The following is a 26,423-nucleotide window of genomic DNA, read 5'->3' on the forward strand; positions in this document are numbered from 1 at the left end:
GACGCAGCATGCGCACCGATGCCCCCCCTGCACCGGGCCCCACCATGCCGCTTCGCTTTCCGCCACCTCTCGGCGGCGTCGCCGGGACCAGCTTCAAGCCGTCGCACCTGGCCGCCATCCTGGCCGAGGCGCCGCGGCGCGGCTTCTTCGAGGTCCATGCCGAGAACTACATGGGCGCCGGCGGTCCGCCACACCATCAGCTCGAGGCGATCCGCAGGGATCATCCGCTGTCGATCCACGGCGTCTGCATGTCGATCGGCGGCCCGCAGCCGCTCGATCGCGACCACCTCGCGCGCTTCCGCAAGCTCGTCGCCCGCTATCAGCCGAGCCTCGTCTCCGAGCATCTTGCATGGTCGACGCACGATACGACGTTTTTCAACGACCTGCTGCCATTGCCCTACACGGCCGCCACGCTGGCACGGGTCTGCGACCATATCGATGAGGTGCAGAGCGCGATCCGCCGGCCGATCCTGCTGGAAAATCCGTCGACCTACGTCGCCTTTCACGACTCGACGATGAGCGAGACCGACTTCATCCGCGCCATCGTCCGCCGCACCGGCTGCGGGCTCCTGCTCGACCTCAACAACGTGTTCGTCTCAGCGATCAATCATGGCTTCTCGCCACAGGACTATCTGGCCGACGTTCCGCTCGCCGCTGTCGGCGAGATCCATCTCGCCGGTCACGCCGTGCAGGCCGACGATGAAGGCGAGCCGCTGCTGATCGACAGCCATGACGGCCCCGTCGCCTACGATGTGTGGGCACTGTTCGCCAGCGTGATCGCGCGCAACGGTCCGGTGCCGACGCTGATCGAATGGGACAGCAACATTCCGGACTGGCCCGTGCTGAAGGCAGAGGCCGCGGCCGCGCAGACGATTCTCGATGACCACGCCCCCAACTGCTTGCAGGAGGTGCGCGATGCCGCAGCCTGAGCATATGTCCGACTATGCCGCTCAGTTCGCCGCGGCGCTGCTGACGCCGGATCGCGCGACGCCTGTCGCCGTCAGGGGTCCGCTGGCCAAGGCGGCCGGGCGCCGGTTCAACGTCTACCGCAACAACGTCACGGTCAGCCTGATCGAGTCGCTCGTCGCGATCTATCCGGCGGTGCAGCGCATCACCGGTCCCGACTTCTTCCGCGCGATGGCGCGGGCGCATGTACGCGAAACGCCGCCGACGTCGCCGCTGCTCGTCGACTATGGACGCGACTTCCCCGCTTTCATCGCAGCTTACGAGCACGCTCGGACGATGCCGTTCCTGACGGACGTCGCACAGATCGAGCGGGCCTGGCTCGACGCCTATCACGCGGCAGACGCCGCGCCGCTCGACGGCGCCACGCTGGCGACGGTGCCGCCCGAGCGGTTGCCCGAGCTGCGCTTCGCCGTTCATCCCGCCACCCGCATCGTGCGCTCGGATTTCGCGGCGGTGACGATCTTCTCGGCCAATCGCGGCGATGCGCCGGTGCCGCGCATCGACGGCTCGGTCCCGGAGGACGCGCTGATCACGCGGCCCGCGTTCGACGTCGCCGTGCGCCACCTGCCGCGGGGCGGCGCGATCTTCGCAAGCCTGCTGATCACGCGGCAGCCGCTCGGCGTGGCCGCGGAAGCCGCGTTCGAGGCAGCGCCGGAGTTCGATCTCGCCACCAACATTGCCGGCCTGATCGAGGCCGGCGCCTTCACGGACATCAGTTTCGAGGACGCATGATGACGACGGACCACTCCATGGCGCCGACCGCGACACTGTCGCTGCCTTCCCTCGTCGGCCAGACCGTTCGGCTGCTGCAGAGCGCGACCCCGCTCACCCTAGTCCAGCTCGTCACTCGCATTGCGCTGGCGGTGCCGTTCTGGCGCTCGGGCATTCTCAAATGGGACGGCTTTCTCAGGCTGAGCGACACCGCCGTGACGCTGTTCAGCGACGAGTTCATGCTGCATCTGCCTGGCGGGCCATACCACTTTCCCATGCCGACGGTGATGGCGTTCCTGTCGGGCTGCGGCGAGGTCACCTTCCCCGTCCTGCTCATTCTCGGCCTCGGTACCCGCTTCGCGGCACTCGGCCTGCTGTTCATGACATGCATCGTCGAGCTCACGGTGCCCGACGGCTGGCCGATCCATCTGACCTGGGCCGCGATGGCGCTGGGCCTCATTGCCCATGGCGGTGGAAAGATCTCGCTCGATCACATCCTCGGCGGGCTGTTCGGCGGCGCGCACCAGGGCAGCACGAGCCGTGGCATGTAGTAGCCGCGCCACTCGCAGACCTCCTCGGGCCCCTTGCGCTTGAGCGCCATCTTGACCGGCTCGGCCTGGCTGATGCCGACATGGAGCGCGAGCAGCACCGCGCCGATCGGATAGGCGAAGCGGGAAAAGCGCAGGTCCGACAGACGATCGAGCAGGACCATGCCGGCGATGATGATCAGGGGATCGGTGAAGACGAAGTACTCGACCTTCAGCCCGCGGCGGACGCCGAGCGTGTCGATGCCGATGGCCGCCAGCATCAGGAGGACGGCTTGGATGGCCGCCTGCCGCTCACCGCGGCGCCAGGCCATGACAATGCCGGGGATGATCAACCAGGTCAGGAACACGGCGGGGCGGGCCGACGATTGCAGCACGAAGGTGTAGCGCCGGATGACCCCGAAGACGCCGGACAGCAACAGGCCGATCGCACCGCCCAGGCTGCCGGCGGCCTCTGGCGCGTCGACATAGGTGATCATCTTCTCGAGCGGATTGAGCACGATCACGACATCGTTGATGTTGTAGCTCAACTTCAGTGCCAGCAGGCCGAGGCTTGCGCTGGCCACCACCGCCAGCAGCGCCGCGACGGTCTCGGCCGCGCTCACACGCCATAACCACGCGAAGGCGGCCAGGCAGACCGCGACCACGCCGAGCAGCGCGAACTGATAGAGGCCGAAGCGGCCGAGCAGCATCGGCTTGAGGCCGGCAGCCGTCGCATTGACGGGGTCGAAGCCGGCGGCGACCAGCGGCCAGGCGGCGATCGCGGCGATGATCGCCGCCACGGCGGCGACCATGACGGCCGCCCATGCGCGCGAGCTTTGCCAGAACGCCACGCTTGCGCTCGTCGCCGTCCCGAACGGCAACACCAGCACGGGAATGGTGGCGATCAGCAGGATCGCATGCACCTTGTTCTCCAGACCGAGCATGCAGAGCAGCGCGGCGAGTCCGACGGCGAGCGGCCGCGTCAGGCTGGCGCGGCGCGCGACCGCGATCAGGATCATCAGCGCGAGGATGCAGAACGACGCCGCGATCATCTCGCTGCGCAGGATGCGCAGATGCATCTGCACGCCGCCGGAGAAGGCGAAGGCGGTGACGGCGAGCATGGCGATGCGCCAATCCGACACCAGCCGGCGCGCGGCCCAAGCAAAGGCGAGGATGATGCCGGCGGCCGTCAGCAGCGCGGCGACGCGTCCGGCATGGACGGCGCCGGTCATCGCGACATCGAAGGCGGCGCGATCGGCGGGGATCGCCGACAATGTCCAGGCGTCGAGCAGGCCGAGCCGATGCAGCAGCGCGAACCAGGTCTCGACCGAGAGGATGGTGAGATAGGCCGGGTGATCGAAGAAGGCCTGTGCGCCGCCATCGTTCATGGCGAGCGCATTGTAGATCACCATGAAGTCCATGTCGGCATTGCGCCAATAGACGGTGAAATAGCCGGCGGTCAGGAACGACACGAGCGACAGCAGCAGCGCGACCGCGACCCCGCCGCGCCAGCCGAAGCGCGTCAGGCGGTCGAGGGCGTCGGGAAAGGGAGCCGATGCTTTCGGTACCGCTTTCTCCGTCATGCGCAGGCTTGTCCCACGCATCCATGTCGGCCCTCATCGACGAAAGAAGACGTCGATGGCCGGGTCAGGCCCGGCCATGACGATGTGGGAAGATGGGCAACCGATCCACGCACCGCTTGGTCAGGCTCGACGGCGTAGACAGCGGCCATCTCAGATCGCCTTGATCTTGAAGAACGCGAACACGACCATCTTCAGCAGCATCCAGCCGTGGCGGAAGCGGGAGATCTGGGTTTCGCCATAGCTGCGCGCGGCGTAGCGGATCGGCAGGTCGATCGATTTCAGGTTCAGCTTGGAGGCGCCGAAGATCAGGTCGAAATCGCCGAACGGATCGAAATCGCCGAAATAGGCCTTGCCGGCCTTGAGCCTGACATAGTCGCTGCGGCGGAGCACCTTGGTGCCGCAGAGCGTATCGGTGTAGCGCTGGTTCAGGAGCCACGAGAACAGATAGGAGAAGGTCTTGTTGGCGATGAGGTTGAGGAACCGCATCGCGCCCTCGTCCATCGGATAGACCAGGCGCGAGCCGTTGATGAACTCGCCCTTGCCGGAACGCAGCGCCTCGAAGAATTTCGGCAGTTGCTCCGGCGGCATGGTGAGGTCGGCATCGAGGATCATCAGCACGTCGCCGCGCGCGGCGTCGAACGCGGTGAACACCGCGTCGGCCTTGCCCTTGCCGGGCTGTCGCATCAGCTTGATGTCGTGATCGGGGAATGCCGCGCGCACCCGCTCCATCTCCTCATAGGTACCGTCCTGGCTGTGGCCCTCGACGAAGATGATCTCGACGTCGTTGCAGAACGCCGCGATGCGCCGGACCGCCGGCTCAATGTTGCCGCGCTCGTTGCGCGCGGGGATGACGACGGTGGCCGAGCGGACGTCGTCGCTCACGCAGCGCAGCGAACGCGACACCAGATAGTGCCGCAGCGCCAGCGCGCGCAGGCCCGGCAGCACGCTGAGAAAGCGGTTGGCGAAACGGCCGAAGCCGTAGAGCCGCAGCGGCGAGAGCACACGCTGCTCTGATTTGACGGGATCGAAATCGGCCAGGTGCGCCAGGCTGCGCAGGTCGGCTGGCGACAGCACGTTCTGCTCCGGCTGCGGCATCCGCAGGCCCAGTGCTTCCGCAGCCTTCAGCAGCGGATACCAGAGGTGCGAGAAGTAGCCGATGACGAGTCGCGTCTCGCGCGTGCACAGCGGGTGCAATTGCTCGATGAACTGCTGGCAGTCGTCGAGCGAACCGATGGTGTCGAGCACCAGAATGACATCGAACGGGCCGGTGGCGGCGGCGAGCGTGGCCGGATCCTCCGCGTCGCCCAGAATGAAGGTCAGCTCAGGATGCCGGCTGCGGGCGATCTTGATCTGCTTTTCGCTGAAGTCGATGCCGACGCCGTAGGACGGCGCGAGCGATGCCAGGGTATCGCCGAGGCCGCAGCCGATCTCGAGCACGCGGCTGCCCGGCGGGATCAGGAAGCGCAGATAGCACTCGTCCTCGCTGTGAAAGAACGCCGCCTTGTCGCGCCAGCCGGCGCGCGCATCGGCGAAATCGTTGGCATGGTCGAGGATGGCCGCCTTGCGCGGTGACAGCGCCTTCGTTGCCGACGACGGGGTTGCGGCAACCTGCGACCGCTCGCATTCGTCCTGCCGGACCTGCTCGTCCAACTCCGCCACCTGATACCACCCCTGTTAGGAACTACGTCCTTCTAGGCCAGCCCGGTTGGGCGGAGTCAAGGCGGCGGCAGAGAAGTCCTCCGCTCTGTCGGCATCGTGGCCCCCTCGCTCTGACGCGCGACGGAAACGAGCAGACATCGGCCAGCCACAATGAAGCCGCCGCGATCGTTCGCGCCGCATGCGTCCGATCTTTGCATCTCATTCGCGCTCGCAACTATGCCGGCGCGGGAAGACCGGCGACGCTGGACCGTCGTTGCCAGATTGGCGCCGGCACCAACGGCTTGAGTGCCGCGCGCCTGCCTTCGCGGGGCACGGATGCACCTGACGAGCCCGCCGTCGCGGCTCCCCCCTCCTATCAACACAGCGACGCACCGCGATCGAGAAATGCCGCTGCGCTCACCGCCCGCAGCAGAACTTGTATTTCTTGCCGCTAGCGCACGGGCATGGATCATTGCGGCCGACCTTCGCGGTGGCAGCCGCACGCTTCGGCTCCGTGACGACGGCTCGCGCGTCACCCTCGACGAAGCGCCAGGCACCGTCGGCGTCGCGGCGGAACTGCGAGACCTCGTGGTGCTCGATGGTCTTGCCGGCCTCGCGATAGCTGGCGACGAAGCTGACGACGCCGTCGGCGTCGCCGGGCTGGCCGCGGACCGACGAGACGATGCGCAGGCCGAGCCATGTGGCGCGTGTCGCCCAATCCTTCGCGGCTACCGCATCGAACGCACCGCGCCGGTCGGCGGCGAGCGTCGTTTCGACATAGCGAATGTCGCCGCGCGTATAGGCCGTATAGCGCGAGCGCATCAGCGCCTCGGCGGTCGGCGGCTGATCGTCACCATCGAGATAGGGACCGCAGCAGCGATCATAGGGAAGACCTGATCCGCACGGACATTGCATGAGACGACGACAGAGCTCCTTTTCCGAGATCCCACCATAGCCCGTTGACCAGCGCGCGGCACCCTGCGTTCGCGCATCGAACAAAGAGCTCGTCACCTCCGGTTGTGACCGCAAAGACGCAGTTCTCCGTTGCCGGCGAGCTGACATCCCGACGACGGCCTAGCGTGGTTTCGAAACCGGCGAATCCGTGTTAACCATTGGTTAAGAACAAGGGTGTTGGGCGCACGGCTGACCGGCCCGGCCCCGCGCGGACCAGAACCTTCCGGGCGCCGCCTCATTACGTGGCGCTTGTGACCGCAAGCCCTCCGCATCATCGGCGGATCAGGGCGCGTGAGACGCCAACGATTTCTTCGCGCGACGCCAGCCCGGCCGCAAGAACGAAGGCCCGCTTCGAGGCGGGCCGCTGCCCGATTCCCGATCAGACGTGCACCCGATGCCGGCGCGGTCAGCGCTGCGTGCAAACGCAGCGTCGCGCCCATCACCACCGATTGGAGCAGCCCCGATGGCTGATGAGTCCGTAGTCGCATCCATCATTCCCTGGCAGCAGCCGAAGACGGCCAAGCCGCGTCCGAAGCGGGCCAAGGTCGTCAAGCCACGCCCGCGGCCCCGAGCCGACAAGGCCGAGAAGGCCAAGATGGCGGCGCTCGACGACGAGATGCTCGCGTCCGAGACGCTGATCATGCCGGATTTCCTGGACTACGTGAACGAGCCGGCGAAAGCTCCGGCCGTTGCCGAGGCGTCCCGCACGGGGGCGGCTGCCAGCGCGGCGGCCGCGGCGATCCCGGCCGCAGCGCCGCCGGCCACGATACCGCCGCGCGAAGCGTCGGCCGCGACCGAAGGCGAGGTCGTGCCGGCCGCCGCGCCGATCACGCCGGCAAAGCCCGCGCGCGCTGGCATCACCGCCTCGTCGGTCCTGCTGCAGCTGGCCGCACTGGCGCTGGCCGCGGTCGGCATGGCCATGAACGGCTGGTTCGCACACTCGCTCGGCTCGAACAGCACCGCGGGCTACATGTTTCTGGCGGTCGGCGTCACCGCCGACCTCGTCGCGCTGGTGATGCCGACCTGCGCCGCACGGCTGTGGCAGGCGCGCCACCGCGCCTCGGCACTGACCGGCTGGACGGTGTGGCTGATGACCTTCGTGTTCGCGGTCACCGCCGGCATCGGCTTCGCCTCCACCAACATCAGCGACGTCACCTTGGCGCGCGCCTCGCGCGTGACGCCCGCGGTGCAGGCCGCGCAGACGGCGCTCGCGGATGCAATGACCGCGCGCGACCGCGAGTGCAAGGGCGGCGTCGGCAAGTTCTGTCGGGAGCGCGAGGCTGCGGTCGCCGAGCGTCGCCTGGCGCTGGACGCGGCGATGTCCACGGTCAGCCAGACCGCCGATCCGCAAACCGAGGCCGCGATCAAGCTGGTGGCGTGGGTGTCGCGCGGCGTGGTGAAGCCCTCCGCCGACGACTTCGTCATGCTCCGCCTGATCCTGCTGGCGCTCCTGCCGCAGATCGGCGGCGTCCTGCTGATGGTCGGGCGGAGGGTATGAGAGTTCTTGTCGCCGCCGGCGATTGTTTCGCCGGGGTCGGCTCAGCGCTTGCTGCGGCCGCGTGAACGCTGCGGACGATGCGCGGCGCGCCACGCGCTCTCGAGCACGCTGCGCAGGCGAGCGGCGTCGACATCGGCGAGCGACACGGTGGTCCAGCCCTGATCACCCCATTTGTTCGGGACCCGGCGAAACACGCCGGGCTGCAGGCCGGCATGGTGCTCCTGCTCGTCGGGCGTGAGCAGGACGTTGGCGGATGCGCCATCGGCGGCGAGGGTCGCGAAGGTCCGGTGCAGCTTGAACGCGGTGCGATCGAAGTGAGGCGCCGCGGTCGTTCCGGCGAACGACAGGGCGAGAGCACGAAATTCGTCACCGGTCATCTCGACGCGCCTCGTGTGATCGTATTCGAACGATAGGACTAGCACCGGCCATGGCGGTCCGCCATACGGCGGACGTCGCGCCCTGCACGCAAACGTGAAGCCCCGGCATCCCGGGGCCTTGATGCAGGTCAAAACTATACGACCTCGTTTCTATATGGCTTGTCGCAGGATGGATCAGAGGAGAGCAGCCATGCCGGCACAGAGCACGATGCAGGTCTACCTGAACTGGGCCAGGGAGCGCCTCCACGAGATGGATGCCGCGCTGGAGTCGCTGGGGGTCAAGGCAGCCGAGGTCGAAGCAGCATCCAAGGTGAAGACCGAGGAGATCATGGCGGACTTGAAGAAGCGCCGCAGCGACCTCGAAGCCCTGCTCAAGACGCAAGCAGCGGCCGGCGAAGCCGCGATGGCCAGCGCGAAGACCGAGCTGGACGCGCATTGGGCTGGATTCGAGGCGCAGATGAAGGCCTATTTCGACGCCGCCGGCAAGCAGGCCGCCCAGCAGCAGGCGACCTTCAAGGACATCGCCGCCGCGCAGGCGACGGCATGGCGGGAGTCGGCTGACAGGTTTCGCGAGGCGGCGACCAAGGTGACGACGGTCGGCACCACCGATCTGGACGCCGTGCTGAAGCAGCTCAAATCCGACGCGGCAGAGGCCGGCGCCCATCTCGAGAAACTGAAACAGACAGGCAGCGAATCCTGGTCGGTGCTCAGCGCCGCCCTGAGCGAATCCCGCAAGGCGTTCGATCAGGCCAATCAGGCAGCTTGGAATGCGTTGAAGGGGCCGGGCGGGAAGAGCTGAGGCCGGTACGGCCAGAACGCCGCGACCCATCATGTGGCGCCGCCGCGAAACGCGACGCGCCCCGCAGCCAACGGATGGACGAAATGTGACGGGGTCGAGGGAAGCCGCAGCACCGCCCCAGGGCAAGCCTACCAGCGCGAGCGGACAGCGCCGCTCGGACTCACTCCCTGATCGAGTCACTGCCCTGCGCGCGGCCGAGATATTGTTTGGGAAATTGGTACTGCTCCGCCGGACTATCGTCGTAGATCGAATCAGTCCGATGCATGAAGACGCAGTAACTCATGCAGGCAGCTTAGCTGAGCGACTCGGATGGAAGCAAATGTCGTAGCCAGCCGAGATCGCCGTGTCGCTGCACTTGGGAGTACGACGCTGGACGTCGATGCACGACGCCGCAACCGGCTTGGGCCGTGCTTGAAGGACCCATAGCCGACGTCGAACCAGGCGTCCGTCAGCCTCGCTTCGAACTACCTGGCGGTGGCGCGCCGCTCACGCCCGGACTGATCGCGAGCGTGGTGCCGGCGGCACCTCCCGCTTCATAGGCCGCCGTCGACACCATCCGGCTCGTGCTGCGCGCCGACCGCAGCTTCAGATCGAGCTTGTCGAACTCGGCATCGACCACCGAGGTCTTGAGCACGACCAGCCCGCGGCCGCTGCTCTGGTTGATCTGATCCCGGGCCGCCTTCATCGCCACCAGGCGGTCGGCGATCGACACCACCATGCCGAGGGCGAAGGAGGCATTGGCGAGATGCCGGTCCTGGTGCCGGAACCGGCGGTACTCGGCCGAGGTCTTGTAGCGGCCGAGTTCGGCGCGCACGGCGTTGTCGATCAGCTCCGCCAGGTAGTGCGCAACCTCGACATCCGCGGGGAGACCGAAGAACACATAGCTCGCTTCGCCGGCCGGATTCTTCTCGCGCCAGACCCGGCAATCGCAGAAATGCGCGATCGCGCCGATGCAGTCATCGAGCGGAATGCGCTTCTTGCGATGGGTCTCATAGACCTTGCGCTCGCACGCCGACGCCCGCAGCTCGAGGTCGGACAGCGACAGGTCGTGGCGATCGAGCAGTTCGGCGACCTTGGCGGCCGCGGACAGCGCCTCGTCCTCGGTGCAGCCATTGGCGATGGTCTTGGCGCGCAGCGCCTGAATGCGGGATTTCAGCTTGTCGAGCGCAACAGGATCGGAAGCGGCAGGATCGAACGTCTGGCTCACCGCTCAAGGCCCATGACAAGCCCCGCCGGGAGGTGGCCGAGGGAGGAACTGGCGGAGAGGGAGGGATTCGAACCCCCGATAGGCTTGCACCTATGCCGCATTTCGAGTGCGGTGCATTCAACCACTCTGCCACCTCTCCAGGCGCAAATCAGGGGCGAGCCCCCGGGTCGGGCGTCGTTCTAGGGCACGATGCGGGGGGTGACAAGGCAGCCGGTCGAAATTTTCCCGGGGCTCGCGCATGCGCGCGCCATTGCGGTCCGCTCGGGGAAGCGGACCGCACGCGGCGGCTGAACGGCTACACCGCTCGGCCCCGCGCTCCGAAGGCCCCAGACTGACGCGGGCCTTCGAACCCGCTGGTCTGCGCCGCGCTCGTCAGCGGAACAGGTCGAAATGGTAGTTCAAGCCGAGCCGCACGGAGTGAATCTTGGCCGCTCGCCAGTCCGGCAGATCGTCGTGCTTGAGGTCGGTGTAGAGGTATTCGAGCTTGGCCGACCATTTCGGCAGGAACGCCCATTCGGCGCCGCCGCCCGCGGTCCAGCCCATCTTCATCTTGTGGGTCGGCCCGTCCTTCAACTCGCCGGCCGCAAGTCCCGCCGTACCATACAGCCACAGGCGCTGGTCGAGCACCGCGATGCCGGCGCGCGCGCGGCCGGAGGTGAGCCAGGGCATGCTGACGGCCGGATTGACGAGGTCGGCCTTGCGCGAGAGACCGGTGAATTCGAGATCGTTCTCGATGCCGACCACGAACATCGGCGAGATCTGGTAGTTGTAGCCGGCCTGCAGGCCGCCGATCACGCCGGACAGCTCACCGCCATTGGCGCCGGCGGCGTTCGTGAAGGAGTCGTTTCCGGTGAAGGCGCCGCCGACATTGGCGCCGGCATAGAAGCCGGTCCAGGAAAACGGTGCCGGTGCGGCGGCATAGGCCGGCGCCTTGTAGGTGGTCGCCGCCAGGTCGGCTGCCTCTGCCCCGCCGAGGCCCAGCGTCGCCGCCGCCACCGCAGCCATCCAGCCTCTCGCCCGTCTGATCATCATGTCCTCACACTCCACCCGGCGCGAGATTGCGCCGTCAAATCCCACCCCATTTGGGATGTCCATTTATAAACCGACTAGACGGTTTGTAAATGGACTTGATTTATACCGACGACGATTTCTCCTGCCGTTGCGGACGCGGCGGCTGGCGACGGAGGCCAGGAGACAAAGGTGGGACCGCCGTACGCTGACACATACCGGCGGTCCCGTGTCGCTACATCTTGGGGAAACCGACGGAAGAGACGGGGGTCAATCCGGCCGGCCTGAGCGACGCCGGCGACCCTGAGCCATCTGCGCGTGCATCGCAATGCGAACCGTTCCTTAACCTAACCAGTCAAGGTTACCGGGTTCCAGGCCATCCGACTGGTTGTACGGCGGTTTTCCGCACGTCCGGGAGCGCGAAGGCGCCATGCTGCAGCGCAGCATGCACCCCCCCCTCCGGACCGCCGAGAGACATGGTGCGGCCGCGCCAATGCTCAATCCTTCTTCTTCTTGGCCGCCTTCTTGTCGTCGGCCTTGTCCTCCTTGGCCTTGTCGTCCCTGTCTCTGCGGCCGTTCTCCTTGCGGCGGTTGGTAAAGCGGGCATTGCCCAGGCCGGTGCCGATGGTCAGCACGCCCCAGCGCTCGAACTCCTGCATGAACGGCACCTCGGAGAGGCCCTGCACGACGCCGTCATTGTGCATCAGCACCGCGGTGTCGTGATCACCGATCATCGGGATCGCCTCGACCAGGCTAGCCGGCAGGTTGAACTTGCTGCTCTCCCAATTGCCCGGCAGGTTCTGTGCGCCCTTCTCGATCGAGCCGTCCTCGTTGATGACGCCGGGACAAGCGATGCCGATGAAGGGCGCCAGCCGCAGGCCCTCGGCGTCCGCCTCCTCGATCAGCTCCTTCAGCATCTTGGCGAGCCGCTTGACCGCACCTTCCCGCGTGGGTTCGTCATCGGCATGGCGCCAGAGATCGGACTTCCACACCGACGCTTTCGACAGGTCCGGGGCCTTCTTGCGCGCGGTCTCGACCACGCCGCAGCGGATGTTGGTGCCGCCGATATCGACCGCCAGGATGCTGTCATGGGCCTCGAAGATCCAAGACGGCGCCAGATGCAGTGCGCCGATCAAGCCGGCATCGTCGGGATGGTAGCGGATCGGCTCCAGCTCGACGCCAAAACCCTCGTCCTTGAGGATGATCTCGGTGCGCGCGATCGCGAGCTCGCCGAGGCGAGAGTCGCGAAAGCCGCCGCCGACCACGATGCATTCGGTCTTGGCCCAGGCCTTGGTGCGCAGGAAGCGCCGGGTGACGTGGGCGAGCTCCTGGGCGAATTCCTCGATCGCGGAGTGCACCACGGCCGAGGCCTCGGTGTCGTCGCCGACCAGGATGGCGTCCAGCGCCTTCTTGCTGATGGTCTCGCTGTCCTCGTCGCCGAACGGATCCTTGCCGGATTTGCGCAACGGCTTGCGCCAGCGCTCCAGGATCTTGCGAAAGGCGCCCTTGGAGGCGCGGTCGCCGAGGAAACCGTCCTCGTCCTTGAGCTCGATGTTGAAGCTGTCGATCTCGACCGTCGGCAGCCGCGCGGCGCCGTGGCGGGCGATGCCCGTGGTGGTCATGACGTCGTCGGCCATGCGATCCTGCCCTGTTGTGCATTGGGTCCGGACAACGGCGGAGGGAACAGTTGGTTGCGGGTCCGGTGCGCCGGGTCGAGCGAATGGCGGCCGGGGGTCGGCGGGGCCCGGGCATCCCATCCGAGCGGCAACCGGCCATTCACCTTGACTCGCCGGCTCACGCCGCTATAAGCGCCCGATCGACCGGCGCGGGCGTTCCTGCGCCGTTTGTCGTTGCGCCCTTTCTCGAGGCCTCAAAGCCTCGGGCGCGACTTCCGGCTCCAATCGGGCCGGACCACATGAACCATAACGACTGAACAAGAAGCCGACCCGGGGCCATCGCGCTCTGAGGCCGGGATCGAACACGAAGGATGAGAACGATGTTCGCAGTCATCAAGACCGGCGGCAAGCAATACCGCGTCGCCCCGGATGATGTGCTCGAGATTGGCAAGATCGACGGTGAGCCCGGAACGATCGTGCAGCTGAACGAGGTGCTGGTGGTCGGCGGTGATACGCCGATGCTGGGCATCCCCGCGGTGGCCGGCGCGTCCGTGGCCGTCGAGGTGCTGGACCACAAGCGCGGACCCAAGGTGATCGCGTTCAAGAAGCGCCGCCGCAAGAATTCGCGCCGCAAGCGCGGCTACCGGGACGAGCTGACCTTGATCCGCGTCTCGGAGATCCTGACCGACAACGCCAAGCCGACCAAGGGCCCGCGCCCGAAGAAGGTCAAGGCGGAAGCCCCGGCGGCCGACGCCGCCGAGTAAGCGTGCCGGCGCACGTCTCGCGCGCCGCACCGGGTTGAACCTCATCGCGCGTGGATTTTTCGTCCGCGCAGGTTGCAAATGTGAATGATCCCTTAGCGGAATCGCGCTAAAGGTGATCGCAAGAGATCGGAGACGAGCGATGGCTCATAAAAAGGCAGGCGGTTCATCCCGCAACGGACGCGACTCCAAGGGCAAGCGCCTCGGCATCAAGGCGTTCGGCGGCGAGCGCGTGATTCCCGGCAACATCATTGCGCGTCAGCGCGGCACCACCTGGCATCCCGGCCTCAACGTCGGCATGGGCACGGATCACACGATCTTCGCGAAAATCGAGGGCGTCGTCGAGTTCCATGACCGTGCCAACCGCACGTTCATCTCGGTACGTCCGGTACTCGCCGAGGCTGCTGAGTAGAATACGGTGGAACAATTCGCGTCCGCCGGGTCCTGACAAACCGGCGGAGCGCCAGATGGCTCCAGGGGAGGCGGGACAACCGGCCTCCCCTTTTCATTTTCGCTGATCAGTTGATCCCGAAGCGTCGATGGAGCCCGACATGCTGCAGGACATCACCACTCCCACCTTGCGCGAGGCGAGACCTTGCGTCCTCGAAACCTCCCGGCTGACGCTGCGTGCGCCGGTGCTCGCGGACGTGACCGCCATCGCCCGGCTCGCCGACGACCGTGTTATCGCCGAGAATACCCGCCGCCTGCCGCATCCCTATTCGGAGGTCGATGCCGCTCGCTTCGTTCGCGCGCTGGAACAGACGGGTGAGACCGCCTTCCTGATCGAGCATCTGGACACGCCGATCGGCATGGTCGGGATCAATCGAGCAGCAACGGGCCGTGCCGAGCTCGGCTACTGGCTGGGCGTTGCGCATTGGGGCCGCGGCTTCGGCACCGAAGCCGCGCGCGCCGCGATCGACCATTTCTTCGAGACGAGCGAGGACAATTTGCTGATCGGGCACGCCCGCGTCAGCAACCCAGCCTCGCGCAACATCCTGGAAAAGTGCGGCTTCCAATGGACCGGCGTCGAGCTGCACCGCTTCGAGGTGATCGGCTCGTCCGCCCCGGTCGACGCCTTCCGCCTGACCCGCGGCGTCTGGTCCTCGCTGAAGGCCTGGGCCAATGCGGGGCGGCGGAGTTAGGCCGGGCCACCCACCCCGCCTCACGTGTCGCTTCGCTCCGCGTGAGGCGACCCTCCCCCTCCAGGGGAGGGTCGCATCTCAGGCCGGCGGATTCACCGCACCCTGGCCCTGCCCCAGGCTGCGCTCGCGCAGATAGATGTACAGCCCAGCGCCGATGATGATGGTGGCGCCGATGATGGTGGCGGGATGCGGCACGTCGCCGAACACGACGAAGCCGAACAGCACGGCCCAGACGATCATCGTGTACTGATAGGGCACGACCACCGAGGCCGGCGCCAGCTTGAGCGAGCGGTTGACGCAGAACAGCGCGGTCACCGAGATGAGGCCGGCGGCGGCGAACAGCACCAGGCTGCCGGACGTCGGCGTCACCCAGCCGAACGAGGACATCGCGGCGCCGAGCAGGAAGGTCCCGACGAACTGCGACGACGCCATCACGATGTCGGGCGTCGCGCGCAGGCTGCGCGTGATCAGCATCAGCACCGCGAACGACAGACTGCCGCCGAGTGCGATCAAGGCCGGCAGGCTGAAGGTCTGCGCCGAGGGCCGCAGCGCGATCAGCACGCCGCAGAAGCCGATCATGATCGCGGTCCAGCGCCGCCAGCCGACATGCTCGCGCAGCACCAGCGCCGACAGCGCGGTGACGAAGATGGGCCCGGCGAGATAGTAGGTGATGACGTCGGCGAGCGGCAGATAGACGGTGGCGAGGAAGAACGCCGCGACCTCCAGCGTCGACAGGATCACGCGCACCAGCTGCAGCCAGGGGCGCTCGAGCTGCAGGAACGCGGCGCGGTTGCGCCAGATGAACGGTGCGAGCAAGAGCAGCGCCGCACAGGCGCGCAGCCACAGGAGTTGGCCGACGGCATAGGTCGACACCAGGAACTTGCCGAGGGCGTCGCCGAACGAGAACATCGCAATCGACAGCAGCATCAGGCCGATGCCGGCCAGCCGCGCCGAGCGCTCATCGTTGGCGGTGGAGATTCGGGACAGCACGCTCATGATGGGGCTGCCTTATCAGGCACGCCGCCGCGGCTCCAGCCCTTCCGCATGGCGCGTCATGCAGCCCTGCTGCAACCCCTGCGCACGCCTTGTCCACGTGCTGCGCAGCGCGGCTTTACCGCTCGAAATTAAGGCTTCGGGCCGAATTAAACCCATTCCGCGGTTGCCGTGGGGACCCGCCTCGCCTACGTAGGACGCATCATGAAATTCCTCGATGAAGCCAAGGTCTATGTGCGCTCCGGCGACGGCGGCAACGGTTGCGTTGCGTTCCGGCGCGAGAAGTTCATCGAGTTCGGCGGGCCGAACGGCGGCAATGGCGGCCGCGGCGGCGACGTCATCATCGAGGCCGTCGACGGCCTCAACACCCTGATCGACTACCGCTACCAGCAGCATTTCAAGGCCCAGAAGGGCGAGAACGGCATGGGCAAGGACCGCCATGGCGCCGGCGGCAAGTCCGTGGTGCTGAAGGTTCCCGTCGGCACCCAGATCTTCGACGAGGATCGCGAGACGCTGATCCACGACTTTACCGCGGTGGGCGAGCGCTTCGTGCTGGCCGAGGGCGGCAATGGCGGCTTCGGCAACGCCCATTTCAAGTCGCCGACCAACCGGGCGCCGCGCAACGCCAATCCCGGCCAGCCCGGCGAGGAGCGCTGGATCTGGCTGCGCATGAAGCTGATCGCCGATGCCGGCCTGGTCGGCCTGCCCAATGCCGGCAAGTCGACCTTCCTGTCCAAGGTCTCCGCCGCCAAGCCGAAGATCGCCGACTATCCGTTCACCACGCTGCATCCGCAGCTCGGCGTCGTGAACGCCGACGGCCGCGAGTTCGTGCTGGCGGACATTCCCGGCCTGATCGAGGGCGCGCATGAGGGCGCCGGCCTCGGCGACCGTTTCCTCGGCCATGTCGAGCGCTGCCGTGTGCTGCTGCACCTGGTCGATGCCACCTGCGAGCACGCCGGCAAGGCCTACAAGACCGTGCGGCACGAGCTCGAAGCCTATGGCGGCGAGCTGACCGACAAGGTCGAGATCGTCGCGCTGAACAAGATCGACGCGGTCGATCCGGACGAGCTGAAGAAGCAGAGGGACCGGCTGAAGCGCGCCGCCAAGAAGACGCCGCTGCTGATTTCCGGCGCCACGGGCGAATGCGTCAAGGAAGCTTTGCGCAAGCTCGCCGACGTGGTCGGCGAACAGCCTGTGTCCCTCAAGGCCAAGAGCACGACCGAGAGCGCCGCGACCGAGGAGCCGTGGGCGGCCCCAACGTCACCGCAGGGCTGAACTGAAGCCAACCTTGCCTCGCAGGCCCTCGCTTGCGACACTCGCCGCCATCCATCAACACTTGAGCCCCGTCCCGTGCGGACCGCGTGTCAGCCACGCACCTCTCATCACGATGCGAGGGCTCGAACCGACCCCGTTCACGCCATGGCACCCCGTCTCGAAAATTTTCGCCGCATCGTCGTCAAGGTCGGCTCGTCGCTGCTGGTCGATTCCGAGGCCGGCGAGGTCCGCGCCTCCTGGCTCGCCGCGCTGGCGGCCGACATCGCCCGGCTCCACAGCCGCGGCTGCGAGCTGCTGGTCGTATCCTCGGGCTCGATCGCGCTCGGCCGGAGCCGATTGAAGCTGCCGCGCGGACCGCTGAAGCTGGAGGAGAGCCAGGCGGCCGCCGCGGTCGGCCAGATCGCGCTGGCGCGGACCTGGTCGGAGGTGCTCGGCGCTCATGGCGTCAGTGCCGGCCAGATCCTGGTGACGCTGCAGGACACCGAGGAGCGCCGGCGCTATCTCAACGCCCGTTCGACCATCGCCAAGCTCCTGGAATGGCGCGCGGTGCCGGTCATCAATGAGAACGACACGGTCGCGACCGCCGAGATCCGCTATGGCGACAATGATCGCCTCGCCGCCCGTGTCGCGACCATGGCGAGCGCCGATCTGCTGGTGCTGCTGTCCGATATCGACGGCCTCTACACCGCGCCGCCCGCGCAGGATCCGAATGCGCGGCTGATCCCCGTGGTCGAGAGCGTCACCGCCGACATCGAGGCCATGGCCGGCAGCGCGGCTTCCGAGTTTTCGCGCGGCGGCATGCGCACGAAGATCGAAGCCGCCAAGATCGCCACCACTGGCGGCACCCACATGCTGATCGCCTCCGGCAAGATCGAGCACCCGCTGGCCGCGATCGCCAATGGCGGCCGTTGCACCTGGTTCCTGACGCCGGCAAACCCCGTCACCGCGCGCAAACGCTGGATCGCGGGTTCACTGGAGCCGAAGGGCACGCTGACGATCGACGCCGGCGCCGTGACCGCGCTGCGGGCGGGCAAAAGCCTCTTGCCGGCCGGCGTCATCCGTGTCGATGGCCAGTTCGCCCGCGGCGATGCCGTGGTGGTGCGCGGCCCCGACACCCATGAGATCGGCCGCGGCCTCGTCGCCTATGACGCCGACGATGCCGAGCGGATCAAGGGCCGTTCGTCGCCGGACGTGGCCGTCATCCTCGGCATCTCCGGCCGCGCCGAGATGATCCATCGCGACGATCTGGTGATCGGCCCGGCAGGTGCCGGTCCGGTCTGAGACCGCGGCACCAGCGTTCGCAAACGGCCGAATTCCGTGCTACTGGAGAGCCTTAATTCAAGGTTGAAACGCCCATGACCGCGCCTTTGAAAGCCATCGACGGCAGCGCCGATCTGCCTGCGCTGATGAACGACCTCGCCAAGCAGGCGCGCGCCGCCGCGCGCGTGCTGGCGCTGGCGCCGGCCGAGCAGAAGAACCGGGCGCTGGACGCGATGGAGCGGCTGATCCGGGCCCGCGCGGACACGATCATCGCCGCCAATGCCGAGGACGTGGTCGAGGCCAAGGCCGCCGGCATCACTTCCTCCTTCCTCGATCGCCTGACCTTGACCCCGGCCCGCGTCGCCGCGATGGCCGACGGCATCGCCGCTGTGCGCGAGGTCGCCGATCCCATCGGCATCGTTACCGAGAGCTGGCAGCGGCCGAACGGCATGACCATCGAGCGCGTGCGGGTGCCGCTCGGCGTGATCGGCGTGATCTTCGAGAGCCGCCCCAACGTGGCGGCCGATGCCGGCGTGCTGTGCCTGAAGTCCGGCAATGCCGTGATCCTGCGCGGCGGCTCGGACTCGTTCCGCTCCTGCCGCGCCATCCACGAATGCCTCGTCGAAGGCCTGCGCGAGGCGGGCCTGCCGGAGGCTGCGATCACGCTGGTGCCGACGCGCGATCGCGCCGCCGTCGGCCTGCTGCTGTCGGGCCTGAACGGCGGCGTCGACGTCATCGTGCCGCGCGGCGGCAAGAGCCTCGTCGCCCGCGTCGAGGCCGAGGCACGTGTGCCGGTGTTCGCGCATCTCGAAGGCGTCAACCACGTCTATGTCGACGGCGCCGCCGACCTGGAGATGGCCAAGTCGATCGTGCTGAACGCCAAGATGCGCCGCACCGGCGTCTGCGGCGCGGCAGAGACGCTGCTGGTCGATCGCGCGGCCGCCGACAAGATCGAGCCGCTGGTCGACATGCTAATTGGCGCCGGCTGCGAGGTGCGGGGCGATGAGGTCGTGTGCGCGGCCGATGCGCGGGTGAAGCCGGCCAGCAACGAGGACTGGGACACCGAATATCTCGACGCGATCATCGCCGCGAAGGTCGTCGACGGCGTGGAGGGCGCGATCGCCCACATCCACGCGCACGGCTCACACCATACCGACGCGATCGTCACCGATGACAATGCGGCCGCCGACAAGTTCCTCAACGAGGTCGACTCGGCGATCGTGCTGCACAACGCCTCGACCCAGTTCGCCGACGGCGGCGAGTTCGGTTTCGGCGCCGAGATCGGCATCGCCACGGGCAAGTTCCATGCGCGCGGCCCCGTCGGCGTCGAGCAGCTCACCAGCTTCAAATATCGCATCCACGGCACCGGGCAGACGCGGCCATGACGGCCGCATCCTGTGGTTGAGTTGCACGAGCAGCAGGCGGGGGCAGCCGTGACCGACGCCACAGCCATGCGCCTTGCGATCCGCCAGGCGCTGCCGCCCCACAGTGATGGCATGCGCATCGGCCTGCTCGGCGGCTCGTTCAATCCGCCGCACCAGGCGCACCGCGCGATCAGCCTGTTCGCGCTGAAGCGGCTGCAGCTGGACCGTGTCTGGTGGCTGGTGACACCGGGCAATCCGCTCAAGAACAATGGCGGGCTGCATGCGCTGGCCGAACGCGCCGAGGCGGCGCGCAAGGTGGCCGCCGATCCGCGCATCGAGATCAGCTGTCTCGAATCCGTCATCGGCACCCGCTACACTGCCGACACGATCGATTATCTGCGCCGGCGTGCATCGCGCTTGCGCTTCGTGTGGATCATGGGCGCTGACAATCTCGCGCAGTTCCATCGCTGGCAGAAGTGGCGGCACATCGCGGCCCAGGTTCCGATGGCCGTGGTCGATCGTCCGCCCCGCAGCTTCCGCGCCCTGAACGCGCCCGCCGCACGCGCCCTGGCGCGGTATCGCATTCCCGAAGCGCAAGCCAGCCGTCTGGCCGACCGCGCCGCTCCAGCCTGGGTCTACCTCACCGGCCTCAAGCTCAGCCTGTCCTCGACGGGCCTGAGGAACCCGGACGGCAGTTGGAAGTCGTTCTGAAAGGCCGCGCGTTCGCCATCGCGCGCGGCATCGGATATGCATGGAACTTGCCGTCTCCGCTACGGTCCGAAGCGGGGACGGCCTGGACGGTGTCGGGCCGGACGACCGGGGTACTGGATTGTTGAAACCCTTAACCCCACATGCCTAATATGGTCAGCAGGCCGGGTTGGATTCGGCCTGCGATACAGTGAAAGGAATGGTCCCTGACCACATCTGTATTGTCCCAGTCGGCCTTACCGAAGACGAAGGCAACGACTACCAAGTCGGCGACGGCCAAGTCAGCGCGTAAGACGTCGACCCAAGATGCGGCCTTGCAGGCGCAACCCGACGCCGACAAGACCCTGCGCACGATCCTCTCCCGCCTCGAAGACATGAAGGCGGAGGAGACGGTCACGATCGATCTTCACGGCAAATCGGCGTATTCCGACTACATGGTCATTACTACGGGCCGCTCGAACCGGCACGTCGGATCGATCGCGGAAAACGTCGCCAAGGGCCTGAAGGAAGCCGGCACCAAGAAACTCCACATCGAGGGCCTGCCCAATTGCGATTGGGTGCTGATCGATTCCGGCGACGTGATCGTGCACGTGTTTCGACCCGAGGTTCGCGAGTTCTACAATCTCGAGCGATTGTGGACCCAAGGGCCGAACCCGGCCAAGGCGGTCTAGGCGGTCCCACGCCGCGGCGGGTGCGAATCGTACGGCGCACGTGCTAGTCGGGTGCGCATGCGCCTGATCGTGGTCGCCATCGGCCGGTTGAAGCAGGGTCCCGAGCGGGAGCTCGCGGAGCGCTACCGCGAGCGTTTCGACGACATCGGCCGCAAGCTCGGCTTTCGCGGCCTCGACATCCATGAAATCCCGGAAAGCCGCGCGCGCGATGCGGCGACGCGCATGACCGAGGAGGCCTCCGCGATATCGGCGGCGATCCCCGACAAGTCCGTGCTCGTCTGTCTCGACGAGCGTGGCCGGAACGTCGACAGTACAACTTTTGCGGGTTATCTTGGGCGCTGGCGGGACGAAGGCATTCCGGCTGCCGTCTTCGCAATCGGCGGCGCCGACGGACTTTCGCCCGATTTGCGGCGCAGAGCCAAGCTTGGGGTTGCGTTTGGCGCCGCCACCTGGCCGCACCAGATCGTCCGCGTCCTGCTGCTCGAGCAGATTTACCGTACTGCTACGATCCTTGCCGGTCACCCCTATCACCGCGCTTGAACAAGGGACGATGGGAGCACAATAAGGACCTCGATGTTCGCTGCGCGGCCCCTCTCCTGCTTCCCAAGACCTGTCCGCAGCGGCCGGTCCTGCCGCGCGTCGCTCGTCGCGCTCGTGGTGGTCTTTTCCGGATGTCCGGCGCTGGCGCAGAGCGGACTCCGGCCATCCATCCCCGGCACCGCGTCACCGACGCCGGCCACCCCGGAGCAGTTGAAGCAGCGCGAACAGGAGCTCGAGGCCGCCCGCGCCGCCCAGAAGGCCGCCGCCGAGGCCCAGGAGCGGTTGAAGGCCGACATCGCCGCGCTCGGCGAGGATCGCGGCAAGCTCAATCAGCAGCTGATCGACGTCGCGGCGCAGGTGCGTAGCGTCGAAGTGCGGGTTGGCGAGGCCGAAACGCGGCTGCGCGGGCTCGACGGCCGCGAGCAGGATCTGCGGACGTCGCTGGAAGCGCGGCGCTCGGAGATCATCGAGGTTCTGGCCGCACTGCAGCGCGCCGGCCGCCGCACCCCGCCGGCCCTGCTGGTCCGTCCCGAGGACGCGCTGCAATCCCTGCGCACGGCGATGCTGCTGGGTTCGGTGATCCCCGAGATGCGCAGCCGAGCGGAGAAGCTCTCGACCGATCTCGGCGAGCTCGTCGCCATCCGCAAGACGATCGCCAGCGAACGCGACAAGCTCGCCGGCGACCGCGACAGGCTGCGCACCGATCAGACCCGTCTCGCCGCCTTGGTGGAGGAACGCCAGCGCAAGCAGAGCTCGGCCGAGAAGGACATGGAAGCCGAAAGCGCGCGCGCCGCCGTGCTGGCGCAGCAGATCGACTCGCTGCAGGGACTGATCACGACGATGGAGCTGGACCTCAAGAGCGCGGCCAAGGCTGCCTCGACGGCGAGCCTGCAGGGGGTGCCGGTCAACAGCAAGCCGGACGCGAATGCGCTGCGCAACCCGGGCCGCAAGGCGCCCGCGATCGCGTTCGCCTCGACCAAGGGCATGCTGACGTTTCCTGTCAACGGCACCAAGATCCGCGAATTTGGCGCATCGGACGGTGCGGGCGGCTCGGATAAAGGCATTTCTTTGGCAACCCGGCCAGGGGCTCAGGTCACAACCCCGTGTGATGGCTGGGTTGTGTATGCGGGTCCCTTCCGTAGCTACGGACAACTCTTGATCCTCAACGCCGGTGGCGGGTATCATGTCCTGATCGCCGGGATGGAGCGCATTTCCGTCAACATCGGGCAGTTTGTTCAGACGGGAGAGCCGGTCGCGATCATGGGTAACAGCTCCCAGGTTGCCTCCATTCTCGCTACCAACGCGAGTCAACCAGTGCTCTATGTCGAGTTCCGTAAGGACGGCACTCCAATCGATCCAGGCCCATGGTGGGCCGCAAATGAAGGCGAAAAGGTACGCGGATGATGCGTAAGACTTCGGTAATTCTCCTGAGCGCGGCCACCGGTGCGGCATTGACCCTGTTCGTCTCGCAACCGCGCGCGGTGTTGATGGGATCGACGGCGCGCGCCGCGACCGCCGATACCTATCGCCAGCTCAACCTGTTCGGCGACGTGTTCGAGCGGGTGCGCAGCGATTATGTCGAGAAGCCCGACGATTCGAAGCTGGTCGAGTCCGCGATCAGCGGCATGCTCTCGGGGCTCGATCCGCATTCGAGCTACATGGATGCGAAGAGCTTCCGCGACATGCAGGTGCAGACCCGCGGCGAGTTCGGCGGCCTCGGCATCGAGGTGACGATGGAAGACGGCCTGATCAAGGTGGTGTCGCCGATCGACGATACGCCGGCCTCGAAGGCGGGCATCCAGGCCAACGACATCATCACCAATCTCGACGACGAAGCCGTGCAGGGCCTGACCCTCAACCAGGCGGTCGAGAAGATGCGCGGTCCGGTCGGCACCAAGATCAAGCTGAAGGTCGTGCGCAAGGGCGCCGACAATCCGCTCGACGTGACGCTGACCCGCGACAACATCCGCGTCCGCTCGGTGCGCTCGCGCACCGAGAGCGACGACATCGCCTATATCCGCATCACCACCTTCAACGAGCAGACCACCGAGGGCCTGAAGAAGAGCATCGCCGACCTGCAGAACCAGATCGGTGACAAGCTGAAGGGCTACATCATCGACCTGCGCAACAACCCGGGCGGCCTGCTCGAGGAGGCGGTCACCGTCTCCGACGCGTTCCTGGAGCGCGGCGAGATCGTCTCGACCCGCGGCCGCAATGCCGAGGAGACGCAGCGCCGCGCGGCACATGCGGGCGACCTGACCAAGGGCAAGCCGGTCATCGTGCTGATCAATGGCGGCTCGGCGTCGGCGTCGGAGATCGTGGCCGGCGCGCTGCAGGATCACAAGCGCGCGACGCTGGTCGGCACCCGCTCGTTCGGCAAGGGCTCGGTGCAGACCATCATCCCGCTCGGCGCCGGCAACGGCGCGCTGCGGCTGACCACCGCGCGCTACTACACGCCGTCGGGCAAGTCGATCCAGGCCAAGGGCATCGTGCCCGACATCGAGGTGCTGCAGGACGTGCCGGATGAGCTGAAGTCGCGCACCGACACCAAGGGCGAGGCGTCGCTGCGCGGCCATCTGAAGAACGACGGCGACGAGAAGACCGGCTCGCAGTCTTACGTGCCGCCGGACACCAAGGACGACAAGGCGCTCAAAATGGCCGCCGACCTGCTCCACGGCATCAAGAACAGCGCCAACACCCCGGCGCCGACCGAGAAGGCCGCGGCCGACAAGCCGGCCAAGGCGGCAAACTGAGGTCGCCAACTGAGCGGCAGCCGACCGACGCGAATCAGCTTTGAAGGGCGGCCTCCGGGCCGCCCTTCCTTTTTGGACGGCTTCTTGGTTTGCCGCTCCGCCGATCTACGGGCTTGCGGACACCGGCCCTGCGTCCGAATCCCCGCCGTGGTATCGTCGACCCGATTGATTCGGGAATTTCGATGACAGAGACGGCCGACGAGCTGAGCGCCCCGCTCGGGCAGACGGAAAAGCGTCGCAGGCGCCGCATTCGGCTTCCCTTCACGGCCCTGCAGGCCCTCGCGATGCTGCTGGGGCTGTTCCTGGTCGTGTTTGCCGGCTTTGCGATGTTCAACGACAATCCGCTCGGTGGCGAGCCGGTCGCCCGCGTCGCGATCAACGAGGGCGCAAAGCCCACCGACGACAAGGCCGCCGCCAAGCCGGATGGCAAGCCAGACGCAAAGGCCGACCACGGCGCGGCCCCCGCGGCCAAGCAGGAGGCCGGCGAGCGCAAGACGGTCACCATCATCGACGGCTCCAGTGGCGCCCGCCAGGAGGTCGCGATCGGTGCCGGTGGCGAGACGGCAGAGCCTGGATCGGCCGCGCCCGCGAGCCAGATGCCCGGCGTGGACCCGCGGCTGCTGGAGAAGTCGCGCTACGGCATGATCCCGGTGATGGCCGACGGGCTGAAGCCATTCACTGCCTATGCGGCCGAGGCCGACCGCGCCAAGGCGGCGCGCATGCCGGCCGTCGCGATCGTGATCGGCGGTCTCGGCGTCGGCGCCGCCAAGACGGCGGACGCGATCATGAAGCTGCCGCCGGCGGTCACCCTGGCCTTCACGCCCTATGGCTCCGATCCGACCAAGCTCGCCGAGCGCGCCCGGGCGCAGCGCCACGAGATCCTGCTGCAGGTCCCGATGGAGCCCTACGACTATCCCGACAACGATCCGGGTCCGCAGACGCTGCTCGCAACACTCGGACCGGACCAGAACATCGACCGGCTGTTCTGGCACATGAGCCGGCTGCAGGGTTACGTCGGCATCGGCAACTTCATGGGTGCGCGCTTCGTCGCAACGGAAGCGGCGATGCAGCCGATCGTGAACGAGGCCGCCAAGCGCGGTCTGGCCCTGTTCGACGATGGCGCAGCCCCGCGCAGCGTGGCAGCCTCGCTGGCCACGGGGCTCGCGATGCCGTTCGCGAAGGGCGACGTCGCCATCGACGCGGTGCCGACCCCGGTCGAGATCGACAATGCGCTCGCCAAGCTCGAAAGCCTGGCCAAGGAACGTGGCGTCGCCGTCGGAACCGCCTCGGCGCTGCCGGCCTCGATCGACCGTATCGGCACCTGGATCAAGGGGCTCGACCGCAAGGGCATTCTGCTGGTGCCATTGACAACCGCGATGCTGAAATCAAAATCGAACTGAACGAACGTGCGCCGGCCCGACTGGCGACGTGACAGCGGGAGGCCTGCGCGGCGAGGCGCAGGGGTCCCCGCAGGAAGGCCGAGACCGGAATGACGCGCTACGAGGACCTGCCTTACCGCACCTGCGTCGGCATCATGCTGATCAATTCGGAGGGGCTGGTTTTCATCGGTCGCCGCGCCGGCGGAATCGAGCATGTCGACGACACCCATGTCTGGCAGATGCCGCAGGGCGGCGTCGATCCCGGCGAGGATGCCTGGGAGGCGGCCAAGCGCGAGCTGTATGAAGAGACCAGCGTGCGCTCCGTCGAGAAGCTGGCCGAGGTCGGCGACTGGCTGACCTACGATATTCCGCGCACGGTCGCAGGCCGTGCCTGGAAGGGGCGCTATCGCGGCCAGCGCCAGAAATGGTTCGCGCTGCGCTTCACCGGGGCCGATGCCGAGATCGATGTCGAGCGCCCCGGCGGCGGCCACCACAAGGCGGAATTCGTCAGCTGGCGCTGGGAGCCGATGAAGAACCTGCCGGGGCTGATCGTGCCGTTCAAGCGGCCGGTCTATGAGCGCGTGGTCAAGGAATTCGCTCCGCTCGCAGGCGATTGAATCGCGATCCCCGCCCTCGACGCGGTACCCGACATCCGCTAGTCCGCTTCTGCGCAGGAGCTGCAGGGAATCTCTG

General features: G+C 67.1%; 26 protein-coding genes, 1 tRNA gene and 1 pseudogene. 18 read left to right on the forward strand and 10 right to left on the reverse strand.

Annotated features, from left to right (window positions below):
- Positions 1-8: 8 nt before the first annotated feature.
- The 3 genes from QW861_RS27170 to QW861_RS27180 are packed head-to-tail and all read left to right on the forward strand — an operon-like array spanning position 9 to position 2,228.
- Positions 9-929 (forward strand): DUF692 domain-containing protein, encoded by a 921-nt coding sequence (locus QW861_RS27170; protein ID WP_315750666.1) that lies wholly within the window; start codon positions 9-11, stop codon positions 927-929.
- On the forward strand, positions 916-1,698 hold the full coding sequence (locus QW861_RS27175; protein ID WP_315750664.1) for a DNA-binding domain-containing protein: 783 nt from the start codon (positions 916-918) through the stop codon (positions 1,696-1,698). The genes QW861_RS27170 and QW861_RS27175 overlap by 14 nt, the downstream gene beginning before the upstream one ends.
- Positions 1,698-2,228 carry a DoxX family protein gene (locus QW861_RS27180; RefSeq protein ID WP_409977912.1) on the forward strand — a complete coding sequence of 177 codons (531 nt, stop codon included), beginning with the start codon at positions 1,698-1,700 and terminating at the stop codon, positions 2,226-2,228. The genes QW861_RS27175 and QW861_RS27180 overlap by 1 nt, the downstream gene beginning before the upstream one ends.
- On the opposite strand, the gene QW861_RS27185 is transcribed toward QW861_RS27180, so the two are convergent.
- The 3 genes from QW861_RS27185 to QW861_RS27195 all read right to left on the reverse strand — a co-directional run bounded on the left by QW861_RS27185 (position 2,168) and on the right by QW861_RS27195 (position 6,340).
- A complete protein-coding gene (locus tag QW861_RS27185; RefSeq protein WP_315750662.1) occupies positions 2,168-3,787 on the reverse strand; it encodes a hypothetical protein in 1,620 nt (539 codons plus the stop codon). The two genes, QW861_RS27180 and QW861_RS27185, sit on opposite strands and share 61 nt — an antisense overlap.
- Positions 3,788-3,937: 150 nt before the next feature.
- A complete protein-coding gene (locus tag QW861_RS27190; RefSeq protein WP_315750661.1) occupies positions 3,938-5,446 on the reverse strand; it encodes a bifunctional class I SAM-dependent methyltransferase/glycosyltransferase family 2 protein in 1,509 nt (502 codons plus the stop codon).
- Between the two features lie 396 nt (positions 5,447-5,842).
- Positions 5,843-6,340 carry a YchJ family protein gene (locus tag QW861_RS27195; protein ID WP_315750660.1) on the reverse strand — a complete coding sequence of 166 codons (498 nt, stop codon included), beginning with the start codon at positions 6,338-6,340 and terminating at the stop codon, positions 5,843-5,845.
- A gap of 502 nt (positions 6,341-6,842) precedes the next feature.
- Here QW861_RS27195 and QW861_RS27200 point away from each other — a divergent pair.
- Positions 6,843-7,877: a hypothetical protein gene (locus tag QW861_RS27200; protein ID WP_315750659.1), complete on the forward strand. Its 1,035-nt coding sequence runs from the start codon at positions 6,843-6,845 to the stop codon at positions 7,875-7,877.
- 41 nt (positions 7,878-7,918) lie between these two features.
- Here QW861_RS27200 and QW861_RS27205 read toward each other — a convergent pair whose 3' ends face one another.
- The gene (locus tag QW861_RS27205) at positions 7,919-8,254 is read right to left on the reverse strand and encodes an MmcQ/YjbR family DNA-binding protein (protein WP_315750658.1); all 336 of its coding nucleotides are present in this window, start codon (positions 8,252-8,254) and stop codon (positions 7,919-7,921) included.
- Positions 8,255-8,444: 190 nt separating this feature from the next.
- On the opposite strand from QW861_RS27205, the gene QW861_RS27210 reads away from it, so the two are divergent.
- The gene (locus tag QW861_RS27210; protein ID WP_315716186.1) at positions 8,445-9,053 is read left to right on the forward strand and encodes a hypothetical protein; all 609 of its coding nucleotides are present in this window, start codon (positions 8,445-8,447) and stop codon (positions 9,051-9,053) included.
- 184 nt (positions 9,054-9,237) lie between these two features.
- On the opposite strand, the pseudogene QW861_RS27215 reads toward QW861_RS27210, so the two are convergent.
- The 5 genes and pseudogenes from QW861_RS27215 to QW861_RS27235 form a co-directional block, all read right to left on the reverse strand.
- A pseudogene (locus QW861_RS27215) lies at positions 9,238-9,336 on the reverse strand (restriction endonuclease); the annotation flags it as partial.
- 165 nt (positions 9,337-9,501) lie between these two features.
- Positions 9,502-10,260 (reverse strand): DUF2786 domain-containing protein, encoded by a 759-nt coding sequence (locus QW861_RS27220; protein WP_315750657.1) that lies wholly within the window; start codon positions 10,258-10,260, stop codon positions 9,502-9,504.
- 49 nt (positions 10,261-10,309) lie between these two features.
- Positions 10,310-10,399: transfer RNA gene (locus QW861_RS27225), tRNA-Ser, on the reverse strand.
- A gap of 233 nt (positions 10,400-10,632) precedes the next feature.
- The gene (locus tag QW861_RS27230; RefSeq protein ID WP_409998630.1) at positions 10,633-11,292 is read right to left on the reverse strand and encodes an outer membrane protein; all 660 of its coding nucleotides are present in this window, start codon (positions 11,290-11,292) and stop codon (positions 10,633-10,635) included.
- 473 nt (positions 11,293-11,765) lie between these two features.
- The gene (locus QW861_RS27235; RefSeq protein WP_315750655.1) at positions 11,766-12,905 is read right to left on the reverse strand and encodes an ROK family protein; all 1,140 of its coding nucleotides are present in this window, start codon (positions 12,903-12,905) and stop codon (positions 11,766-11,768) included.
- Between the two features lie 359 nt (positions 12,906-13,264).
- On the opposite strand from QW861_RS27235, the gene rplU reads away from it, so the two are divergent.
- The 3 genes from rplU (at position 13,265) to QW861_RS27250 (ending at position 14,787) form a co-directional block, all read left to right on the forward strand.
- Complete coding sequence (rplU, locus tag QW861_RS27240; protein WP_315750653.1) at positions 13,265-13,648, forward strand: 50S ribosomal protein L21; 384 nt, start codon at positions 13,265-13,267, stop codon at positions 13,646-13,648.
- A gap of 139 nt (positions 13,649-13,787) precedes the next feature.
- A complete protein-coding gene (rpmA, locus tag QW861_RS27245; RefSeq protein WP_315750651.1) occupies positions 13,788-14,057 on the forward strand; it encodes a 50S ribosomal protein L27 in 270 nt (89 codons plus the stop codon).
- 139 nt (positions 14,058-14,196) lie between these two features.
- The gene (locus QW861_RS27250) at positions 14,197-14,787 is read left to right on the forward strand and encodes a GNAT family N-acetyltransferase (protein WP_315715951.1); all 591 of its coding nucleotides are present in this window, start codon (positions 14,197-14,199) and stop codon (positions 14,785-14,787) included.
- Between the two features lie 78 nt (positions 14,788-14,865).
- Here the strand turns inward: QW861_RS27250 and QW861_RS27255 are convergent, their stop codons facing one another.
- Positions 14,866-15,783, reverse strand: a complete 918-nt coding sequence (locus QW861_RS27255; protein ID WP_315715950.1) for a DMT family transporter — start codon at positions 15,781-15,783, stop codon at positions 14,866-14,868.
- A 201-nt stretch (positions 15,784-15,984) separates the two neighbouring features.
- Between QW861_RS27255 and obgE the strand changes: the two genes are divergently transcribed.
- The 10 genes from obgE to QW861_RS27305 all read left to right on the forward strand — a co-directional run bounded on the left by obgE (position 15,985) and on the right by QW861_RS27305 (position 26,347).
- Positions 15,985-17,055 carry a GTPase ObgE gene (gene obgE, locus QW861_RS27260; RefSeq protein WP_315750650.1) on the forward strand — a complete coding sequence of 357 codons (1,071 nt, stop codon included), beginning with the start codon at positions 15,985-15,987 and terminating at the stop codon, positions 17,053-17,055.
- A gap of 144 nt (positions 17,056-17,199) precedes the next feature.
- Complete coding sequence (gene proB, locus QW861_RS27265; RefSeq protein WP_315750649.1) at positions 17,200-18,336, forward strand: glutamate 5-kinase; 1,137 nt, start codon at positions 17,200-17,202, stop codon at positions 18,334-18,336.
- Positions 18,337-18,410: 74 nt separating this feature from the next.
- Positions 18,411-19,700 (forward strand): glutamate-5-semialdehyde dehydrogenase, encoded by a 1,290-nt coding sequence (locus tag QW861_RS27270; protein ID WP_315750647.1) that lies wholly within the window; start codon positions 18,411-18,413, stop codon positions 19,698-19,700.
- 66 nt (positions 19,701-19,766) lie between these two features.
- Entirely contained in the window at positions 19,767-20,390 is a 624-nt protein-coding gene (locus tag QW861_RS27275) for a nicotinate-nucleotide adenylyltransferase (protein ID WP_315716185.1), read from the forward strand.
- A gap of 311 nt (positions 20,391-20,701) precedes the next feature.
- Entirely contained in the window at positions 20,702-21,058 is a 357-nt protein-coding gene (gene rsfS / locus QW861_RS27280) for a ribosome silencing factor (RefSeq protein WP_315715946.1), read from the forward strand.
- A 57-nt stretch (positions 21,059-21,115) separates the two neighbouring features.
- Positions 21,116-21,598 (forward strand): 23S rRNA (pseudouridine(1915)-N(3))-methyltransferase RlmH, encoded by a 483-nt coding sequence (rlmH, locus tag QW861_RS27285; protein ID WP_315715945.1) that lies wholly within the window; start codon positions 21,116-21,118, stop codon positions 21,596-21,598.
- Positions 21,599-21,631: 33 nt separating this feature from the next.
- A complete protein-coding gene (locus QW861_RS27290; protein ID WP_315750646.1) occupies positions 21,632-23,002 on the forward strand; it encodes a murein hydrolase activator EnvC family protein in 1,371 nt (456 codons plus the stop codon).
- Entirely contained in the window at positions 22,999-24,351 is a 1,353-nt protein-coding gene (locus tag QW861_RS27295; RefSeq protein WP_315715943.1) for a S41 family peptidase, read from the forward strand. Before QW861_RS27290 ends, QW861_RS27295 begins: the two co-directional genes overlap by 4 nt.
- A 182-nt stretch (positions 24,352-24,533) precedes the next feature.
- Positions 24,534-25,751 (forward strand): divergent polysaccharide deacetylase family protein, encoded by a 1,218-nt coding sequence (locus QW861_RS27300; RefSeq protein WP_315750644.1) that lies wholly within the window; start codon positions 24,534-24,536, stop codon positions 25,749-25,751.
- Positions 25,752-25,840: 89 nt separating this feature from the next.
- Positions 25,841-26,347, forward strand: coding sequence for an RNA pyrophosphohydrolase (locus QW861_RS27305; protein ID WP_315715941.1), 507 nt, complete (start codon positions 25,841-25,843; stop codon positions 26,345-26,347).
- Positions 26,348-26,423 lie beyond the last annotated feature (76 nt).

The organism is Bradyrhizobium sp. SZCCHNRI1029, from assembly GCF_032487555.1.
Lineage (GTDB): Bacteria > Pseudomonadota > Alphaproteobacteria > Rhizobiales > Xanthobacteraceae > Bradyrhizobium.

Coding starts and splice junctions, on each gene's coding strand:
- QW861_RS27170 (WP_315750666.1), top strand. CDS start 9: ATGCGCACCGATGCCCCCCCTGCACCGGGCCCCACCATGCCGCTTCGC.
- QW861_RS27175 (WP_315750664.1), top strand. CDS start 916: ATGCCGCAGCCTGAGCATATGTCCGACTATGCCGCTCAGTTCGCCGCG.
- QW861_RS27180 (WP_409977912.1), top strand. CDS start 1,698: ATGACGACGGACCACTCCATGGCGCCGACCGCGACACTGTCGCTGCCT.
- QW861_RS27185 (WP_315750662.1), bottom strand. CDS start 3,787: ATGACGGAGAAAGCGGTACCGAAAGCATCGGCTCCCTTTCCCGACGCC.
- QW861_RS27195 (WP_315750660.1), bottom strand. CDS start 6,340: ATGCAATGTCCGTGCGGATCAGGTCTTCCCTATGATCGCTGCTGCGGT.
- QW861_RS27200 (WP_315750659.1), top strand. CDS start 6,843: ATGGCTGATGAGTCCGTAGTCGCATCCATCATTCCCTGGCAGCAGCCG.
- QW861_RS27205 (WP_315750658.1), bottom strand. CDS start 8,254: ATGACCGGTGACGAATTTCGTGCTCTCGCCCTGTCGTTCGCCGGAACG.
- QW861_RS27210 (WP_315716186.1), top strand. CDS start 8,445: ATGCCGGCACAGAGCACGATGCAGGTCTACCTGAACTGGGCCAGGGAG.
- QW861_RS27230 (WP_409998630.1), bottom strand. CDS start 11,292: ATGATGATCAGACGGGCGAGAGGCTGGATGGCTGCGGTGGCGGCGGCG.
- QW861_RS27235 (WP_315750655.1), bottom strand. CDS start 12,905: ATGGCCGACGACGTCATGACCACCACGGGCATCGCCCGCCACGGCGCC.
- rplU (WP_315750653.1), top strand. CDS start 13,265: ATGTTCGCAGTCATCAAGACCGGCGGCAAGCAATACCGCGTCGCCCCG.
- rpmA (WP_315750651.1), top strand. CDS start 13,788: ATGGCTCATAAAAAGGCAGGCGGTTCATCCCGCAACGGACGCGACTCC.
- QW861_RS27250 (WP_315715951.1), top strand. CDS start 14,197: ATGCTGCAGGACATCACCACTCCCACCTTGCGCGAGGCGAGACCTTGC.
- QW861_RS27255 (WP_315715950.1), bottom strand. CDS start 15,783: ATGAGCGTGCTGTCCCGAATCTCCACCGCCAACGATGAGCGCTCGGCG.
- obgE (WP_315750650.1), top strand. CDS start 15,985: ATGAAATTCCTCGATGAAGCCAAGGTCTATGTGCGCTCCGGCGACGGC.
- proB (WP_315750649.1), top strand. CDS start 17,200: ATGGCACCCCGTCTCGAAAATTTTCGCCGCATCGTCGTCAAGGTCGGC.
- QW861_RS27270 (WP_315750647.1), top strand. CDS start 18,411: ATGACCGCGCCTTTGAAAGCCATCGACGGCAGCGCCGATCTGCCTGCG.
- QW861_RS27275 (WP_315716185.1), top strand. CDS start 19,767: ATGCGCCTTGCGATCCGCCAGGCGCTGCCGCCCCACAGTGATGGCATG.
- rlmH (WP_315715945.1), top strand. CDS start 21,116: ATGCGCCTGATCGTGGTCGCCATCGGCCGGTTGAAGCAGGGTCCCGAG.
- QW861_RS27290 (WP_315750646.1), top strand. CDS start 21,632: ATGTTCGCTGCGCGGCCCCTCTCCTGCTTCCCAAGACCTGTCCGCAGC.
- QW861_RS27295 (WP_315715943.1), top strand. CDS start 22,999: ATGATGCGTAAGACTTCGGTAATTCTCCTGAGCGCGGCCACCGGTGCG.
- QW861_RS27300 (WP_315750644.1), top strand. CDS start 24,534: ATGACAGAGACGGCCGACGAGCTGAGCGCCCCGCTCGGGCAGACGGAA.
- QW861_RS27305 (WP_315715941.1), top strand. CDS start 25,841: ATGACGCGCTACGAGGACCTGCCTTACCGCACCTGCGTCGGCATCATG.